This window comes from Citrobacter koseri ATCC BAA-895, from assembly GCF_000018045.1.
In the GTDB taxonomy this organism is placed as follows: Bacteria; Pseudomonadota; Gammaproteobacteria; order Enterobacterales; family Enterobacteriaceae; genus Citrobacter_B; species Citrobacter_B koseri.
Window position 1 is genome coordinate 1,928,067 of sequence record NC_009792.1, and the last position, 17,234, is coordinate 1,945,300.

Sequence of the window (17,234 nt, forward strand, 5' to 3'; positions counted from 1 at the left end):
TCCTGGTTACAGCCGAGACAGTTTAATGTTAATAACCTAAACGGCAGGTCAATGAGTCATGAAGTCGGCGGACGGTTCACGTCCGCCGGAAGGCTATCAAAACGTCACGTTCACTTTTCCCCAGAATGTTCTTCCCGGTTCATTCACTGACGTATTCGCGGAGTAACCAAAGCTGCTGTTACCGGCAAGGTTCAGATGTTCGCTGTAGGCTTTATCAAACAGGTTATCAACGCCCGCGCTGAGTTTCACAGACTTGTTCAGCCGGTAGGCCGCATTCGCGGAGAAGATGGCGAACCCCGCGCTGCTATCAAAATCTTTACCCACGACGTTCCCTTCGTTAATCGCGACGCGATGCTGGCTGCTGACCAGACGCAGCAGACCGGTGCTGCTCCAGTCGCCGCGTTCCCATGTCAGACCCAGGCGCGCTTCAAGCGGCGGTATCTGCGGCAATGGCTGATGGTCGTCGGTATTTCGCCCCCAGGAATAAGCAAGGCTGGCATCGGTTTTCCATGTTTCGGTCAATTGATAGCCGATGCCCGCTTCTCCCCCCATGATGGTCGCATTGACGTTATCAACCTGACTTATACGGGGATGATGAGGGTCGTAACGGAACAGAATAAAATCATTAACCCGGCCAATATAGGCAGAAACCCAGCCGTTAAGACGCTTACCGGTATACTGCGCGCCAATATCAAGCTGAGTCGTCTTTTCCGTTTTGACGTTATCGAAAACATCTGCCGACCCGCCAGGGCCATAAGTGGGAGAAAAAAGCTCCCAGTAGTCGGGGAAACGCTCGGTATAGCCGATCCCCGCGTAAAACATCACGGGCATCTCCGCCAGATTATGCTCAACGCGCACAAACCCGGCCGGTAGTAGATCCGTGCGCTGCGAGGAGCCGGTGTCAGTGAAATTGTCCACCAGCACGCGATCAAGACGCGCGCCGCCTGTCACTTTGCTTTGCTCCGTCGCAAGCCAGGTCAATTCACTGAATAAACCATAGTCGTGAAAACGGGCGTCTTTGTCCCAGCGGTCATCGTCTTTACTGCGATGCGTGCTCAGTTGCGTATCAACGCCGCTGCGTAACTCATAGTCTGACCACAACCACGTTCCCATCATCCGTCCGCCAACGGTACGGCGATCCAGCTGCATTGCCATTGGCATACTCATCGAATGCATGGCAGAACCGTGTTCCATTGCCGAACCCATCGCCGAACCCATGCTTCCTGACATATTCATGCCGGGAGCGCGCAGCGAATAGTTATCCATAACGTGATTCGCATAGTTGTAGTAGATATTCGCTTCTAACTTATCAAATACCTCGCCGATGCCGGATTTCTCAAACCGCATCCCCAGGCTTTCACGCCTGAAGCGGGAGCCGTCCATACTGCGCCCGGCATAGCGGGCTTCACCGTCGCCTTTACCCGCCGTCATTTCCAGCAGCGTGTCTTTGTCTGGCGTCCAGCCCAGCGCCATATCGCCGTTCCATTTATCCCATTTCGACGGCACGCGGTCGCCATTGCCATCTTTGTAGTCACCCGCCCGGGATTTGTTGCCGATAAGCCGCAAATAGCCGTCCTCACTTCCCAGACTGATGTCCGCATTTTCATCCCAGCGGTTATTCGAGGCGGCAAGGACGCTGGCCGTTCCCTGAATACCGGGTTTATCAAAACGCGGCTGTTCCCGGTCAAAGCGGAGGGTTCCCGCAGAGTTACCCGGCCCCCAGAGCACGGTTTCCGGCCCCTTTATCAGGGTCAGCACATCAAAACTTTCCGGGGAGATATAAGAACTCGGCGCATCCATACGTGCCGGGCAGGCTCCCGGCATTTCGCCGTTATCGGTCAAAATTCGCAGACGAGAGCCAAACATCCCGCGAAAGACCGGATCGCCGTTTGTCCCGCCATTGCGAATTTGCGAGAACCCAGGGATCGTTTTCAGATAATCAGAGCCATCGCTGGCGGGAACGGGCTGACGAGGCGTTTTTGGCGACGTGACGATTTCCAGCGGAGAAGCGACCGGCGCGGTCACAATCATTACCGAATCATCCGCCATTTTTGCATGATCGTGCTGTTCGCTTGCCCACGCCGCCTTTGCGGTCAGCGCGATCAGAACCAGAGAGGCCAGAGGAGTAAGCCCGAAGTATTGCCGTTTCATAACATTCCTTACTGTTTTTCAGGCGCAACGACGCATTGCCCGTCAAAAGGGCAAAACGCTACGCAATGTCTGTTTTTTTTATTGTTTAAAACGAAAACGGAAATACAGCAGGCGGCGCGCGAGCGCGCTGAGGCGCCCACGGGCGGAAGATAACGGAAAGGTGTAATGGCCGTACCGAACAACAGATAACAAACAGCAGCAACAGCCAGAGCAAGAACACCAGCGCAAACTGGACAAACGGCAGATGTACCAGCAACTGGCAGTACCCGCAGACGATCTCTTCCACGGGCGACATCGCTTTGCTGGACATCATCTGGTGAGCGACCGAAAGAGAAGTCTGACACGGCGCAGAAGCCGCCATGTCATGGTGCAAGCCTGACGACATCATCACCATTGAGTGCGACGAGTGCTCACAGTCGTCCTGGCGGGCAATTGATTTTGAAATAACGGGCGCAATAAACAACATGGCGACGGCAAATAATGCCAGCCATGCTGTTATTCGGTTGATTCGCGTTCGCCCGTGCAAAACGTTACCCGGAGTTGAGGTGTTTGTCAGATTGTAACTGATTTACATTCGCAATATCACAACTAATTACAGGGGAACAGGTGATTCATAGCCCCACACATCACATCTCGCTTCCCTGACTTGCGCTAAAACTTATAGTGCTCTTTACTCAGGCCATATTTCTTCATTCTGAGATAGAGCTTTTTACGGGGAATTTGCAGGTACTCTGCCACTTCGTTAATGCGCCCCTGATGGATATTCAGCGCTTCGGTGATGATCTGCCGTTCAACGTCTTCAACCCGCTGGTCAAGCGGCGTCGGCTCACCGACGTGCATCTGTGGATTCGCCGTTTCCGCGAGCGGCAATACCCCCACGGCAAACAGTTCGGCGGCGTTCGCCAGTTCACGGACGTTGTTCGGCCACACCCGGCGCATCATCCCCTTCAGCAGGTCGTTATCCACCTCCGGCACCGGATGATTCAGCCGCTGACAGGCTTTCTGCAAATAGTGATGGAACAACGGCCCGATATCATCAGGTCGCTGTGACAGGGGCTGACAGGCGATTTGCGTCATAGCGAAACAGTAATAAAGCTCCGCTACAATCTGGTTGCTGGCCGCCAGTTCCACCAGCGAAGCGTTGCCGATACCGATCAGGCGAAAAGGCCGCCGCTCCAGACTCTGCAACTGCACCAGTTGATGCTGCTGTTCGCGGGTCAGATTCTCCGGGTGACTTAATACCAGCGTCCCGCCCTGAACCTGCGCGATAAGCTCATTAAGTTTTTGGGCACTGTCAGGGGTCAGTTCGCAGTAAATAAAAGGGCCCCCGGCGTTACGCCCCAGTTGGTGCAAATAGCGCGCGCCGGTCATGCGGCCGGTTCCCGGTTCGCCGTAAAGCCAGACCGCAATATCCGTTTCTGCCAGTTGCTGTAAGCGCTGACGATACTGATGCGTCCATTGGCTGCGCCCAATTAGCTCAACCTGCAATTTCTGCTGGCAGTACTGGCGACGCGCTATCACCGATTGCCTATGGCGTAACGCCGCCTCAACCAGCGAGAGTAACTTGCCCGGGTCTACCGGCTTTTGCAGGAAATCCCAGGCCCCTTTTTTCACCGCATCCACCGCCATAGGCACGTCGCCATGTCCGGTGATAAGCAGAATCGGCAGTTGCTCGTCATCCTGATGAAACAGCGTCATCAAATCGATACCGGAGCAGCCAGGCATGCAGACATCACTCAATACGATACCGGGCCAGTCCTTCTGCACCCACTCCCGCGCATCAAAGGGATTATTGCAGACACAGACGCGATAGCCCGCCTGCTCAAGCAGCTGTGTATAGGCATCAAGCACATCGGCATCATCATCAATCAGCAGAATCGAACATTCATTACTCAACATCTTTTACATCCGTCACATTGAATTGCAGCACCACGCAGGCATTTCGCGTCAACGTGGACGCCAGGCGCAACGCGCCTTCCATTTGCGTCATCAGCGAAACACAAATCGAAAGCCCAATGCCCAGCCCCACATCTTTACTGGTCGTAAACGGCTTCAGTAATGAGGGTAGCAAGGCCGCAGGCCAGCCGGGGCCATTGTCGGCAATCAACACGCACAGCGTGTCGCCCTGAATTTGCCAGCTCACCGTAATTGCCGCCGCGTTCGGGCAGGCGTCGAGCGCATTCGCCAGCACGTTCACCAGCACCTGCTGGATGCGTACTTCATCACCGCTGACCCAAACGGTTTCATCCGGTATCGCGAGCGCCCCCTGCTGAGGCTTGTGGCGCATCGCCAGCAGTTCCCACGCCGCCGTAAACGTCTGACGCAAATCAACCGGATGCAGCGGCGTTTCCAGTTCAGCGCGACGGGTAAACTGACGCAGCGAGCGGATAATCGCGTCAATGCGGTTAATCAGCCCTTCCGCTTTGCTTAACGTCGTTCGCGCCTGTTCTGTCTGCCCCTGTTCAATCGCCCGCCCCGCCGTAAACAGATACATCGACAGCGCATTCAGCGGCTGGTTGATCTCATGCGCCAGCGTGGTCATCGTCTGCCCGACCACCGCCAGTTTTGCCGTCTGGATCAGCTCGTCCTGGGTGGCGCGCAGATCGGCCTCAATCGCTTTTCGCTCGGCGATCTCCTGCTCAAGTTGCTGTTTTTGCGCGTTAAGCTGACCCAGCGTGTGGCGAAGCAAACCCGCAATCCGCCCCAGCTCATCCCGCCCATACACCGGAATCGTGGCATCCGTCCGCCCTAAACCAATCTGCACCACCGCCTGATTCAGCGCGGTAAAGCGTTTCACCAGCCGCGAACGGATAAAATAATGGTTCAACACCCACGCCAGCAACAGCGCCAGCAGCGTCGCCACCAGAATCAACCCGCCGCTAACGCGGACAATCTGCTCCATACGCTGATTAAACATCTGCATTTGCTGGTGACTGCTGCCAAGCTGGGCCTCAAGCAGCGTCCTGAAGCGCCCCAGCGTCGCTTCTCTGGCGCGGCTGGCATCCACTAACGCTTTTTGCGCGGCGACATAGTCGCGCATGGTGTCCGGCATTTTATTTTTCACCATGCCGATTTCCAGCAGCTCATCAATGGTTTGTCGCAGGGTGATCGTGCTCGGCCAGTCATTCAGCGCACGAATATTTTCATCCGCCGTTTTTTTCAGGTTTTCGAGATAGCGGATATGCGTCTCAACCAGCATGCCATCATCATTTCCAGACTTCAGTTCATTGAGCCTGTCGCGCAGGTCGTCAACAATTTGATTCTCGATGCGCGCCAGCGTATAGACCTGCTGCTGCTCGTTCTGTACTTCACGGGAGCGTTTCAGATACTGCGCCGCATCGCCTTGCCGGGCTTCAATCTGATCCAGCAGCGTTCCCTGTTGCCAGGTGAAATCCTGCACCAGAGAATTCAGTTCGGTGGTGAAATCATCGTGCAGCCAGTCAATACGCGCAGACAGTTCCCCCACCTTTTCACGTACCAGAAACATGTTGTAGAGCACGCGATCCAGTTCCGCCAGCAGCGCGCGGCTGTCCTGCAAAATCACCGCCAGCTGCTGGCGTTCTGCGGGTGACAGCCCCTGGCTCAGCCGCTCGATTTTATCCAGATGCTGAATAATCTGGTTGCGCAGTTGCAGGCGCACCGTAGTGTTGGGCGCCAGCAAAAACTCATTCAATTGATCCACCACCAGATTGAGATTCCCTTCAATCAGAAAAGCAGAATGGATGCGGGGAAAATATTCATCCAGCGAATAGCGTATTTGCGAGCTTTGCTCATGCCATGAATAGAGGCTGACGCTGCTGACTATCAGCGTCAGCAGCGCCCCCATCAGGAAAGCGCCCCGTAAACTGCTGCTGATGCTGATTTGCCGCAGACGTTGCAGCATTGACCCGCCCTTCATTTCAGTTCTTCCAGTTTATTGATCGCCTGACGCTGGTTGTTGAGAAACCAGATCTGCCACTCCATCATTTGCTGCTCCGCAAAGCTCTTATTGTCGAACTGCGCCAGCCAGGCTTCATCTTCACTGCTTGCCGGATCGACCGGCACACGGGTTAACAGCGCGCGTATTTCAGGCAACGGACGCTTAAGACGGGCTTCCGCGCTGTGCAGCGCTCGCCAGGCATCTTTCAACTGGGCGAGACGAAAGCTGATTGCCGTATCAAACATACGCTGAACCAGACGCTGACGTTTCAGGATCAGCCGATAATTTAACGGCGGTTGATTCATCAGCACCGCCTGTTGCGCTGCCCGTGGGTTTCCTGCCGCCAGCGGCGTAACCGGATATTTCCCCGTATTGGCGTCAGCGAGGATCCGCTGCCCTTCCGGGCTTAACAGATAGCGAATAAAACGCCGCGCTTCGCTGGCATGCTGGCTGTTTTTGAGTACCGCAACATAGGTAGGCGAAACGGCCGACTGCGGAAAGTAGGTAAAGGCCAGATGAGGATCGTTCAGCAACAGATTGGCATAGTTATCAATCACCGGGCCGGCCACGCCCAGCCCGCTTTTTATTTTATCCGCCACGCCAAAGCTGCGTGATGAAATCGTCACGAGGTTTCCCGCACTCGCCAACAACGTTTCCCATCCCTGCGCCCAGCCTTTTTGTTGCAACAGCGCCTCCACCATCAGGTGGTTGGTATCCGAGCGCGATGGGCTGCTCATCAACAGCGCCCCCTGATATCTGGGGTCGGTCAGGTCGTCCCAGCCCGTTGGCGAAGGCAGATGCCGTGCAGTCAGCGCCGAGCGATTAATCAGCAAACCGAATCCCGAGATAGCCACGGCAACGGAGGTTGAACGGATCGATTCCGGCACCAGATGTTGACTGACTGACGGCGCACCGTTGAACGGCGCCAGTTTTTGATGTTCCTGAAGATGCTGAAGCAACATCGGCGACGAGGTCAGAATCAGATCAACGTTTTCCGCATTTGCCGTATCAAGCAACTGTTCCAGCGAGGCGCTGGTGCGATTGAGCGTGCGAATCATCACCGACCCCGGCTCCGTCTGCCAGCGCTGGATAATCCACGCGGTGGCGCTGGGGGAAAATGTTGTCGCCATCACCAGTTCATTGCTTTGCGCCGCACAGGGTCTGAACAACGCGGTCAGCAGCAGCAACGCGAACGTTTTGCTAACCATCCCGCCCCGACGAAGAAACATGTTTGTGATCCCGTTCATAAATATTGAGATATCGAAAAAATAGCGTTGAGACAAAACTTACCCGTTTGTGACGATTAGCGGATGAATAACCACTATCGTAAAAATATTCGTGCTGGCATCCGAAAATACCAGCAAAGATTACCAGATAATGAATGTGGAATTTGTTAATATCCGCACAAGCCAGACATAAATTCAGCGTCTGATTAATTACGCCGCATTTCAATCATTCAAAACGTGTCAAAAATAACCTTTCAATTCATCATTTTGAGTCAATTTTGACACATTTCATCGACTTGAGTTTCATGGCCGCTTATTTCACTCTTCATGCCGAATACTCCTGATGTTCATACCAATATAAAATACAGGTGACGACATGTTATCAATATTTAAAACAGGGCCATCGGCGAATAAAGTTCCTGCTGAGAAAATTCAGGCAACTTATGGTCGATACCGTATGCAGGCGCTGCTTAGCGTATTTCTGGGCTATCTGGCGTACTATATTGTGCGCAATAACTTCACATTATCCACGCCTTACCTGAAAGAACAGTTAGACCTGAGCGCCACGCAGATCGGTTTGCTCAGCAGCTGTATGCTCATTGCGTACGGAATCAGCAAAGGCGTCATGAGCAGCCTCGCAGATAAAGCCAGCCCGAAAGTCTTTATGGCCTGCGGCCTGGTGCTGTGCGCTATCGTAAACGTCGGATTGGGGTTCAGTACCGCATTCTGGATCTTCGCTGCGCTGGTTGTCCTGAACGGCCTGTTTCAGGGGATGGGCGTCGGCCCCTCTTTTATCACTATCGCTAACTGGTTCCCGCGTCGGGAGCGTGGACGTGTGGGGGCGTTCTGGAACATTTCGCATAACGTTGGCGGCGGGATTGTCGCCCCGATCGTAGGTGCCGCGTTTGCAATCCTCGGCAGTGAACACTGGCAGAGCGCCAGCTACATTGTTCCGGCCTGCGTGGCGGTGGTTTTCGCCCTGATTGTACTGCTGCTTGGTAAAGGCTCGCCGCGTGAGGAGGGCCTGCCTGCGCTGGAAGAGATGATGCCGGAAGAGAAAGTGGTGCTGAAGACCAGACACGCCGTAAAAGCGCCGGAGAACATGAGCGCATTCCAGATCTTCTGCACGTACGTGCTGCGTAACAAAAACGCCTGGTATGTCTCCCTTGTGGACGTGTTCGTCTATATGGTGCGCTTCGGCATGATCAGCTGGTTGCCTATCTACCTGCTGACGGTGAAACATTTTTCCAAGGAACAGATGAGCGTCGCCTTCCTGTTTTTTGAATGGGCGGCCATTCCTTCTACCCTGCTGGCCGGCTGGCTCTCCGACAAACTGTTCAAAGGACGTCGGATGCCGTTAGCCATGATCTGTATGGCGCTGATCTTCGTCTGCCTGATCGGTTACTGGAAAAGTGAATCTCTGCTGATGGTGACGGTTTTCGCGGCGATTGTTGGCTGCCTGATTTACGTCCCGCAGTTTCTGGCCTCCGTCCAGACGATGGAAATTGTTCCCAGCTTTGCCGTAGGTTCAGCCGTTGGCTTACGCGGATTTATGAGCTACATCTTTGGCGCCTCGTTAGGCACCAGCCTGTTTGGCGTGATGGTGGATAAAATGGGCTGGCATGGCGGTTTCTATCTGCTGATGGGCGGGATAGTCTGCTGCATTCTGTTCTGCTATCTCTCTCATCGCGGTGCGCTGGAACTTGAGCAACAGCGTAAGAACACTCAGCAGGAAGACGCCTCTTTAACACTGGCCGACGCACAATAATCGCCCACACCAGGGAAAAGAAAACCCCGGATAGCTTTTGTTATCCGGGGTTCGGCATGATCTGAAAGAAGCGGGATACGATATTTTTTGACACAAAAACAAAGGGGCTACCTTTCGGTAACCCCTTTGTTTAATCTGGCGGAAGCGCAGAGATTCGAACTCTGGAACCCTTTCGGGTCGCCGGTTTTCAAGACCGGTGCCTTCAACCGCTCGGCCACACTTCCTGAATGAGGCGCACTATAAACATCCCGATGCGCCGTGTAAAGCCCGAATGTGTTCGTTTGCCTGAAAAACAGGCAAAAAGCTGTTAATAGCCTGAAATAACAACAAATTGACCATTTATTCAGCATAAAAAAGAGGCCCGGCGGCAAATGTTCCGTTGCGCCTCTTTTATTATGCGCTCATCATCAACCTTTACTGCCGCCTCTTCTCCCCCGTCACGTTTTATGTCGGGTGGGTTTCGCGACAACGCCTGAAATAACATGCTTAACCTGTTAGAGATCAAATGCGTAAAGATGGGTAAAACCGCTGTGTGATTATCAGCGGTTTTATTATCCTCTTTCGCTAACTACATCTGTCATAAGAGAGTGACTCATGGATCGTATTATTACTTCTTCACGCGACCGCACATCGCTACTCAGCACCCATAAAGTGCTGCGCAATACCTATTTCCTGCTGAGCCTGACGCTGGCGTTCTCTGCGATCACCGCCACCGCCAGTACGGTGCTGATGCTGCCGTCTCCGGGTCTCATTCTGACGCTGGTAGGCATGTACGGTCTGATGTTCCTGACCTATAAAACGGCGAATAAACCCACCGGTATCCTGTCGGCGTTCGCCTTTACCGGCTTCCTGGGCTACATTCTTGGCCCAATTCTCAACGCCTACCTCTCAGCGGGTATGGGCGATGTTATCGGCATGGCGCTGGGCGGTACGGCACTGGTCTTCTTCTGCTGCTCCGCTTATGTACTGACAACGCGTAAAGATATGTCCTTCCTGGGCGGTATGCTGATGGCGGGTATCGTTGTGGTGCTGATTGGCATGGTTGCGAATATCTTCCTGCAACTGCCTGCGCTGCATCTGGCCATCAGCGCGGTGTTTATCCTGATCTCTTCCGGGGCAATCCTGTTCGAGACCAGCAACATCATCCGTGGCGGTGAGACGAACTACATTCGCGCAACGGTCAGCCTGTATGTCTCGCTGTACAATATCTTCGTCAGCCTGCTGAGCATTCTGGGCTTCGCCAGCCGCGATTAAGATATAAGAACGCATTAACCAGGCCCCGCTTATGCGGGGCTTTGTTTTTTGGTAAACTGACGCCAGTTTGACTAACGCTGTGAAGAATTTATGTTGATCTTTGAAGGCAAAGAAATCAGTACGGATAGCGAAGGCTATTTAAAAGAGACGGCGGAATGGAGCGAACCTCTGGCAGTCGCGATTGCTGAAAAGGAAGGTATTACCCTCTCTCCTGAACACTGGGAAGTGGTGCGTTTTGTGCGTGATTTCTACCTGGAGTTTAATACGTCTCCGGCCATCCGTATGCTGGTGAAAGCAATGGCGAATAAGTTTGGCGAAGAAAAAGGCAACAGCCGCTACCTGTATCGCCTGTTTCCGAAAGGCCCGGCAAAGCAGGCAACGAAGATTGCTGGCCTGCCTAAACCGGTGAAATGTATTTAATAGCGGATACGGAAACCTGTTAACTCCTCGCCAGGACGATGTGGCTCACTCAGAACCCTGTCTACCCTGGCGCTACGTGGCCCACCATCCTTCAGCCACTTCATCAGTTTGTCCACCTGTTCACTTTCGCCACAGGCCACCACCTCCACGCTTCCATCATCCAGATTGCGCGCATAGCCCGTCAGCCCCAGGCGCTGCGCTTCATGCTGCGTGGTATAGCGAAAACCAACGCCCTGAACCCGACCGTGTACCCAGGCGATTATGCAAACTTTCGACATTGTTGTGCTCCTTATCATCGCGGGGCGCGTTGCAAATCCTCGCAAAACTCAGGACAATGGCGCCCATTTCTTTGATTCGACAGAATAGCAAATTATGAGTGTACGTTTAGTGTTAGCCAAAGGGCGCGAAAAATCTTTACTTCGTCGCCATCCGTGGGTCTTTTCCGGTGCCGTAGCCCGAATGGAAGGTAAAGCCAGCCTCGGTGAAACCATCGATATTGTTGACCATCAGGGTAAATGGTTAGCGCGCGGCGCCTATTCTCCCGCCTCGCAAATTCGTGCACGCGTCTGGACATTCGATCAGGCGGAATCCATCGACATTGCGTTCTTCACTCGTCGTCTGCACCAGGCGCAACAGTGGCGCGACTGGCTGGCGAAAAAAGACGGGCTGGACAGCTACCGTCTGATAGCCGGTGAATCCGATGGTTTGCCGGGCATCACTATCGACCGCTTCGGTAACTTCCTGGTTCTGCAACTATTGAGCGCAGGTGCGGAATATCAACGCGCCGCGCTGATCAGCGCATTGCAAACGCAGTATCCCGAATGTGCGATCTACGACCGCAGCGACGTCGCCGTGCGTAAAAAAGAGGGGATGGAACTCACCCAGGGGCCCGTCACCGGCGAACTGCCGCCTGCCCTGCTGCCCATCGAAGAGCATGGCATGAAGCTGCTGGTAGATATTCAGGGGGGTCATAAGACAGGCTATTACCTCGATCAGCGTGACAGCCGCCTGGCGACGCGTCGCTATGTGGAAAACCAGCGCGTGCTGAACTGCTTCTCCTATACCGGCGGTTTTGCCGTGTCGGCACTGATGGGCGGTTGCCGTCAGGTGGTGAGCGTTGATACATCGCAGGAAGCGCTGGATATCGCGAAGCAAAACGTTGAGCTGAACAAACTGGATCTGAGCAAAGCCGAGTTTGTGCGTGACGATGTGTTCAAACTGCTGCGCGCCTACCGCGATCGTAGAGAGAAATTCGACGTCATCGTGATGGACCCACCGAAGTTCGTCGAAAATAAAAGCCAGCTGATGGGGGCCTGTCGCGGCTATAAAGATATCAACATGCTGGCTATCCAGTTGTTGAATCCGGGCGGCGTGCTGTTGACGTTCTCCTGTTCCGGCCTGATGACCACAGATTTATTTCAGAAAATCATTGCAGATGCCGCAATAGATGCCGGTCGTGATGTACAATTTATAGAGCAGTTCCGTCAGGCTGCCGATCATCCGGTGATCGCTACCTACCCGGAAGGGCTGTATCTGAAAGGGTTTGCCTGTCGCGTCATGTAACTTGAAAAGTGGAATGTTACCCTCATATTGAGAGTATCTATTTCCCGGGAGGTGACTATGATTGCCAGCAAATTCGGTATCGGCCAGCAGGTCCGCCATTCCCTGTTAGGTTACCTCGGAGTGGTCGTGGATATCGACCCGGAATATTCGCTTGATGAACCGTCACCTGATGAGCTGGCGGTTAACGACGAACTTCGCGCCGCTCCCTGGTATCACGTGGTGATGGAAGATGATGAAGGCCAGCCTGTACATACCTATCTGGCTGAAGCCCAGTTAAGCAGTGAAACGCAAGATGAGCATCCCGAGCAACCCTCGATGGATGAACTGGCGCGCACTATTCGCAAACAGCTGCAAGCGCCGCGTCTGCGCAACTGATTCAACGTAAAATGCCCGATAGCGCGACGCTTATCGGGCTTACACGCTATGTCTGAGCCCTTATTTCGCCAGCCCTAAACGCGGAATCTCTATTGCCGGACAGCGATCCATCACGACTTTCAATCCCGCATTTCGCGCCAGCACGGCGGCCTGCTCATTAATTACGCCCAGTTGCATCCATAAGGTCTTCGCGCCAATGGCGATAGCTTCCTGCGCGACGCCCCATGCGGCTTCTGAATTACGGAAGACATCAACCATATCGACCCTTTCCGGTATGTCCGTCAGCTTCGCATAGCCTTTCTGCCCCAACAACGTGGTTCCGGCCACCTTCGGCGAGACAGGAATAACGTGGTAGCCCTGGTCGAGTAAATATTTCATCACACGGTAACTTGGGCGCTCGGGCTTATCACTTGCCCCCACCAGCGCGATGGTACGCGTGGACGTCAAAATGCCAGCGATATCGGTCTCTTTCATCATCTTTCTCCAGGCTGTTTTGCAAAGTGTACGACAAACCTGACATTGCAACCATTCATCCCATACGGACGTATGAGAGCAAAAGCTAAAAATATGTCTATATGTTAGTAAACATGATTAGCGAAAAATTTTGATACATTATTAACCGGGCGGTTTTTGGACAGGAGAACCCTATGAAAACCGGCATTATAACCATGTTATTCGTTCTGTATTTGCCGGTAACCGCCTTTGCCACGACCCTTCGTCTTTCAAATGACATTGACCTTTTAGTGTTAGACGGCAAAAAAGTCTCCAGTTCATTGCTGCGCGGCGCGGACAGCATCGAACTGGACAACGGCCCGCATCAGCTTGTGTTTCGCGTTGAGAAGACCATTCGCCTGTCCAGCCACGAGGAACGACTCTACATTTCTCCCCCGCTGGTGATCAGCTTTAACACGCAACTCATCAGCCAGGTCAATTTTCACCTTCCACATCTGGAAACCGAACGAGAAGCCGCGCATTTTTCCACCACGCCGCGTCTGGAACTGCTGGACGGCGACGCAATGCCGATTCCGGTCAAACTGGATATTCTGGCAATCACCTCGACCGCCAAAATCATTGATTACGAAACCGAAACCGAGCGCTACAACAAAGCCGATAAACGCGCCTCCTTGCCGCAGTTCGCCACGATGATGGCCGATGACAGCACGCTGCTTTCCGGGATCTCTGAGCTGGACGCCGTTCCGCCGCAGTCTCAGGCACTCACGGAGCAGCGACTCAAATACTGGTTCAAACAAGCCGATCCGCAAACGCGTAATAACTTCCTGCAATGGGCGGAAAAACAACCGCCCTCCTGACATTTTATGTCGACGCTGGCGAGTATGACGAGTCGGCGCGCATTTTTTTCGTCTTTCTCTTGCAGCGTCAAGCGCTTCCAGTACTCTGTAGCAAGGTTAACTACGGAATTGAACTATGGAACTGACGACTCGCACCTTGCCTGCGCGCAAACACATTGCTCTGGTGGCGCACGACCACTGCAAACAGATGTTAATGAGCTGGGTGGAACGCCACCAGCCGCTGCTGGAAAAGCACGAGCTTTATGCCACAGGCACAACCGGAAACTTAATTCAACGCGCCACGGGTATGAACGTTAACGCGATGCTGAGCGGCCCGATGGGCGGCGATCAGCAGGTCGGCGCCCTGATCTCTGAAGGGAAGATTGATGTGCTGATTTTCTTCTGGGACCCGCTCAATGCCGTTCCGCACGATCCAGATGTGAAGGCGCTCCTGCGTCTGGCTACGGTGTGGAACATTCCGGTCGCCACCAACGCGTCTACGGCTGACTTTATTGTCCAGTCTCCCCATTTTAACGATGCCGTGGATATCCTGATCCCGGATTATCAACGTTACCTGGCTGAACGCCTGAAATAACGCTCCCACAGGCGGCACAAGCCGCCTGCTCTTAAGGCTTCCTCGCCACCGGCACGTCCAGATGCTTAAGATCGTCCACAAAGCGCGACGGATTCTCTTTGTTAAATAACAACCAGACCCGATGCCGGGCGCGCGTCAGCGCCACATACAGCAGTCGCCGCTCTTCCGCATCCGGGAAATCCTCCACCTGCGGCAGTAATGCTTCTTCCATAATCGACTCGCGCGCAGGCGCCGGGAAACCATCACTGCCTTCCTGTAACCCGACAATAATCACATAGTCAGCCTGCTGGCCCTTACTGGCATGGATGGTCATAAAATTCAGTTGCAGCTTAGGCCAGCGGGTCGCCGCTTTTTCAAGACTGGCTGGCTTCAGATGGTGGTAGCGCGCCAGCACCAGAATGCGCTCATCCTCTTTCGCATATCCTGAAAGCTTATCCAGCAAGGCATCCAGCTGGTTTTCATCCAGTAACGTTACCGCTTTCTTATCGCCCGCCGTCAGACTGTTAAGCGGCTTTTTGAGCTGATGCGGATTTTGTTGGATAAAACGATTGGCGATTTCGCCAATGCGCCCGTTAAAACGGTAGGTTGTGTCGAGGTCACAGCGATCGCCCTCGCCAAAAGTGTGATGAAACGCGGTCGTTAAAGAGAGCTGCGCCCCGCTGAAACGGTAAATCGCCTGCCAGTCATCGCCAACGGCAAACAGCGTGGTATGCGAATTTTGTTTGCGCAGCGCCGCCAGCAACGCCGCACGCTGCGGGGAGATATCCTGAAATTCGTCCACCAGAATATGTTTCCAGGGGCTGATAAAACGCCCCTTTTCCAGGATAACGATCGCCTGGTGGATAAGCCCTGAGAAATCGACGGCGTTCTCCTCTTTCAGCGCGCCTTTCCACGCTTTCAGCAACGGCGCCATCAATTTGATGCGCTTACCGAACAGATCGCGAATCTCTTCAGGCGCACTGGCGATCATCTCAGCCTGAGCGCCGCCATGCATTCGCATCAGGCTCACCCAACGGTCCAGCCGGGAGGCCAGACGGCGCTGTAGCTTTTCATCATCCCAGAAATTGCCCTCAGGCAGCGGCCATTGCATTTCCTCTTCCAGCCACTGCCGCCACCCTTTCGCCTGCGCTTTTTTCTCGCTGCACTGTTGACGCCAGGTTTTGATAAACAGTTTATGTCGCGCGGCAGCGTCGTTTTCCAGTTTGCTGATGGTCGGGACTTTCTTACTCCCCTGCTGAATGATATGCAGCGCCAGGGCGTGGAACGTACGGGCGGCGATCGCGTCCGTATGCAATCTTTCACGAATGCGTTCGTCCATCTCTTCTGCGGCCTTGCGGCCAAAGGCCAGCAGCAGAATTTGCTCAGCCGCCGCTTCTCCCCTGGCTAACAGCCAGCCTGCGCGCGCGACCAGCACAGACGTCTTACCGCTCCCGGCTCCCGCAAGCACCAGCAAAGAATGTTCACCATTGACCACTGCTCTGGCCTGCGCCGGATTCAGCGGCGAGGACTCAATGTTCTGAAAGAAGTCGGCATATTCCGTCAGCATCACCTCGGTATAGGTCTGGTTATGCTGCTGGCGGCATCCCTCGATATCGTTCAACCATGCCAGACAGCTACGCCAGGCATCGCGGCAGTTCTCGAACTCCTCCAGGCGATTAACCGGCAGCGGTAACGCAGCAAAAGCGCGGCGAATGTGTTGCTGTAATCCTGACGTTTGTTCGCGCGTTAACCACCGTTTTTCTCCGGTTCGCTCGGCAATAAGATCCCGTTGTTCCTGTAAAACCCGGGCCGCTACCTCGCTCATCTCCTGGCTCCAGCGCTGCCAGTGCGCATCCAGGTAGTGATGAAAACGCTGCGTCTCTGCCCATTCAGTACCGTGCAGACGCACCACTTTGTCATCCGGGAGGACAAACTCAAGCTCCCCCCACACCAGTCCCCGTTTACAATGAATAGCCAGTAACTGATTGAATGGAATAAGATACTCGTGGCGATCGCCCGAGACTTTAATACCGGCATTGAGAATAACGGCCCGATCGTACGGGTGTTGCGCCAGACGTTTTCCAAGAGAAGTTGCTTTCAGTTCCATGACTCAGCGAATCCAGACGAAGAGTATTTCTTGTCAGTGTAACCGCCAGAGAAAACGTGCTCCAGCCCAAAAAAACGTTACAATTGCCTGCAATCACAGAAAACCAGAGTTAGCCGAGGGTTTATGCGTACTGTTCTGAATATTTTAAATTTTGTATTGGGTGGTTTTGCCACCACTCTGGCCTGGCTGCTGGCCACACTCGTCAGCATCGTGCTCATTTTCACATTACCGTTAACCCGCTCATGCTGGGAGATTACAAAACTTTCGCTGCTTCCCTACGGTAATGAGGCCGTTCATGTTGACGAGCTGAACCCGGCAGGGAAAAGCACGCTGTTGAATACCGGCGGTACGGTACTCAATGTTTTCTGGCTGATCGTCTTTGGCTGGTGGCTCTGCCTGATGCACATCGCCTCCGGCATTGCGCAATGCATTACGATCATCGGCATTCCCGTCGGCATCGCGAATTTTAAAATCGCCGCCATTGCGCTCTGGCCGGTAGGACGCCGTGTGGTTTCCGTAGAGACAGCTCGCGCGGCGCGTGAAGCCAGTGCGCGTCGCCGCTTTGAGTAATCAGGACTGATGGCCTTT

General features: G+C 53.9%; 16 protein-coding genes and 1 tRNA gene. 8 read left to right on the top strand and 9 right to left on the bottom strand.

The features are described 5' to 3' along the window. Positions 1 to 96 precede the first annotated feature (96 nt). The 5 genes from CKO_RS08840 to pgtC form a co-directional block, all read right to left on the bottom strand. Positions 97 to 2,151, bottom strand: a complete 2,055-nt coding sequence (locus CKO_RS08840; RefSeq protein WP_012132943.1) for a TonB-dependent copper receptor — start codon at positions 2,149 to 2,151, stop codon at positions 97 to 99. An 85-nt stretch (positions 2,152 to 2,236) separates the two neighbouring features. Continuing rightward, complete coding sequence (locus tag CKO_RS22420; protein WP_071818863.1) at positions 2,237 to 2,677, bottom strand: DUF2946 domain-containing protein; 441 nt, start codon at positions 2,675 to 2,677, stop codon at positions 2,237 to 2,239. A 125-nt stretch (positions 2,678 to 2,802) separates the two neighbouring features. Next, entirely contained in the window at positions 2,803 to 4,050 is a 1,248-nt protein-coding gene (pgtA, locus tag CKO_RS08855; RefSeq protein ID WP_012132946.1) for a two-component system response regulator PgtA, read from the bottom strand. Next, on the bottom strand, positions 4,040 to 6,034 hold the full coding sequence (pgtB, locus tag CKO_RS08860; protein WP_373886590.1) for a two-component system sensor histidine kinase PgtB: 1,995 nt from the start codon (positions 6,032 to 6,034) through the stop codon (positions 4,040 to 4,042). The genes pgtA and pgtB overlap by 11 nt, the downstream gene beginning before the upstream one ends. 11 nt (positions 6,035 to 6,045) lie before the next feature. Then, positions 6,046 to 7,278, bottom strand: a complete 1,233-nt coding sequence (gene pgtC, locus CKO_RS08865; protein ID WP_172773953.1) for a phosphoglycerate transport regulator PgtC — start codon at positions 7,276 to 7,278, stop codon at positions 6,046 to 6,048. A 394-nt stretch (positions 7,279 to 7,672) separates the two neighbouring features. Here pgtC and pgtP point away from each other — a divergent pair, with 394 nt between their 5' ends. Further along, positions 7,673 to 9,064: a phosphoglycerate transporter PgtP gene (gene pgtP, locus CKO_RS08870; RefSeq protein WP_024130464.1), complete on the top strand. Its 1,392-nt coding sequence runs from the start codon at positions 7,673 to 7,675 to the stop codon at positions 9,062 to 9,064. Positions 9,065 to 9,200: 136 nt separating this feature from the next. Here the strand turns inward: pgtP and CKO_RS08875 are convergent. After that, positions 9,201 to 9,288, bottom strand: a tRNA-Ser gene (locus tag CKO_RS08875). Between the two features lie 370 nt (positions 9,289 to 9,658). On the opposite strand from CKO_RS08875, the gene yccA reads away from it, so the two are divergent. Further along, positions 9,659 to 10,318, top strand: a complete 660-nt coding sequence (yccA, locus tag CKO_RS08880) for an FtsH protease modulator YccA (protein ID WP_012132952.1) — start codon at positions 9,659 to 9,661, stop codon at positions 10,316 to 10,318. Between the two features lie 90 nt (positions 10,319 to 10,408). Further along, positions 10,409 to 10,738, top strand: coding sequence for a sulfurtransferase TusE (tusE, locus tag CKO_RS08885; RefSeq protein ID WP_012132953.1), 330 nt, complete (start codon positions 10,409 to 10,411; stop codon positions 10,736 to 10,738). Here the strand turns inward: tusE and yccX are convergent. Further along, positions 10,735 to 11,016 carry an acylphosphatase gene (gene yccX, locus CKO_RS08890; RefSeq protein WP_012132954.1) on the bottom strand — a complete coding sequence of 94 codons (282 nt, stop codon included), beginning with the start codon at positions 11,014 to 11,016 and terminating at the stop codon, positions 10,735 to 10,737. The two genes, tusE and yccX, sit on opposite strands and share 4 nt — an antisense overlap. A gap of 94 nt (positions 11,017 to 11,110) precedes the next feature. On the opposite strand from yccX, the gene rlmI reads away from it, so the two are divergent. Together rlmI and hspQ are read left to right on the top strand one after the other, a co-directional pair. Next, the gene (gene rlmI, locus CKO_RS08895) at positions 11,111 to 12,301 is read left to right on the top strand and encodes a 23S rRNA (cytosine(1962)-C(5))-methyltransferase RlmI (protein ID WP_048902395.1); all 1,191 of its coding nucleotides are present in this window, start codon (positions 11,111 to 11,113) and stop codon (positions 12,299 to 12,301) included. 57 nt (positions 12,302 to 12,358) lie between these two features. Beyond that, on the top strand, positions 12,359 to 12,676 hold the full coding sequence (gene hspQ / locus CKO_RS08900; RefSeq protein ID WP_012132956.1) for a heat shock protein HspQ: 318 nt from the start codon (positions 12,359 to 12,361) through the stop codon (positions 12,674 to 12,676). A gap of 60 nt (positions 12,677 to 12,736) precedes the next feature. Here hspQ and CKO_RS08905 read toward each other — a convergent pair whose 3' ends face one another. After that, on the bottom strand, positions 12,737 to 13,150 hold the full coding sequence (locus CKO_RS08905) for a CoA-binding protein (RefSeq protein WP_024130466.1): 414 nt from the start codon (positions 13,148 to 13,150) through the stop codon (positions 12,737 to 12,739). Between the two features lie 173 nt (positions 13,151 to 13,323). Between CKO_RS08905 and CKO_RS08910 the strand changes: the two genes are divergently transcribed. Both CKO_RS08910 and mgsA read left to right on the top strand, forming a co-directional pair. Further along, positions 13,324 to 13,986, top strand: coding sequence for a DUF2057 family protein (locus CKO_RS08910; protein ID WP_012132958.1), 663 nt, complete (start codon positions 13,324 to 13,326; stop codon positions 13,984 to 13,986). 115 nt (positions 13,987 to 14,101) lie between these two features. Continuing rightward, positions 14,102 to 14,560: a methylglyoxal synthase gene (mgsA, locus tag CKO_RS08915; RefSeq protein ID WP_012132960.1), complete on the top strand. Its 459-nt coding sequence runs from the start codon at positions 14,102 to 14,104 to the stop codon at positions 14,558 to 14,560. 31 nt (positions 14,561 to 14,591) lie between these two features. On the opposite strand, the gene helD is transcribed toward mgsA, so the two are convergent. Then, a complete protein-coding gene (gene helD, locus CKO_RS08920; RefSeq protein ID WP_012132961.1) occupies positions 14,592 to 16,646 on the bottom strand; it encodes a DNA helicase IV in 2,055 nt (684 codons plus the stop codon). 123 nt (positions 16,647 to 16,769) lie between these two features. On the opposite strand from helD, the gene CKO_RS08925 reads away from it, so the two are divergent. After that, entirely contained in the window at positions 16,770 to 17,216 is a 447-nt protein-coding gene (locus CKO_RS08925; protein ID WP_012132963.1) for a YccF domain-containing protein, read from the top strand. The last annotated feature ends 18 nt before the right edge of the window (positions 17,217 to 17,234 follow it).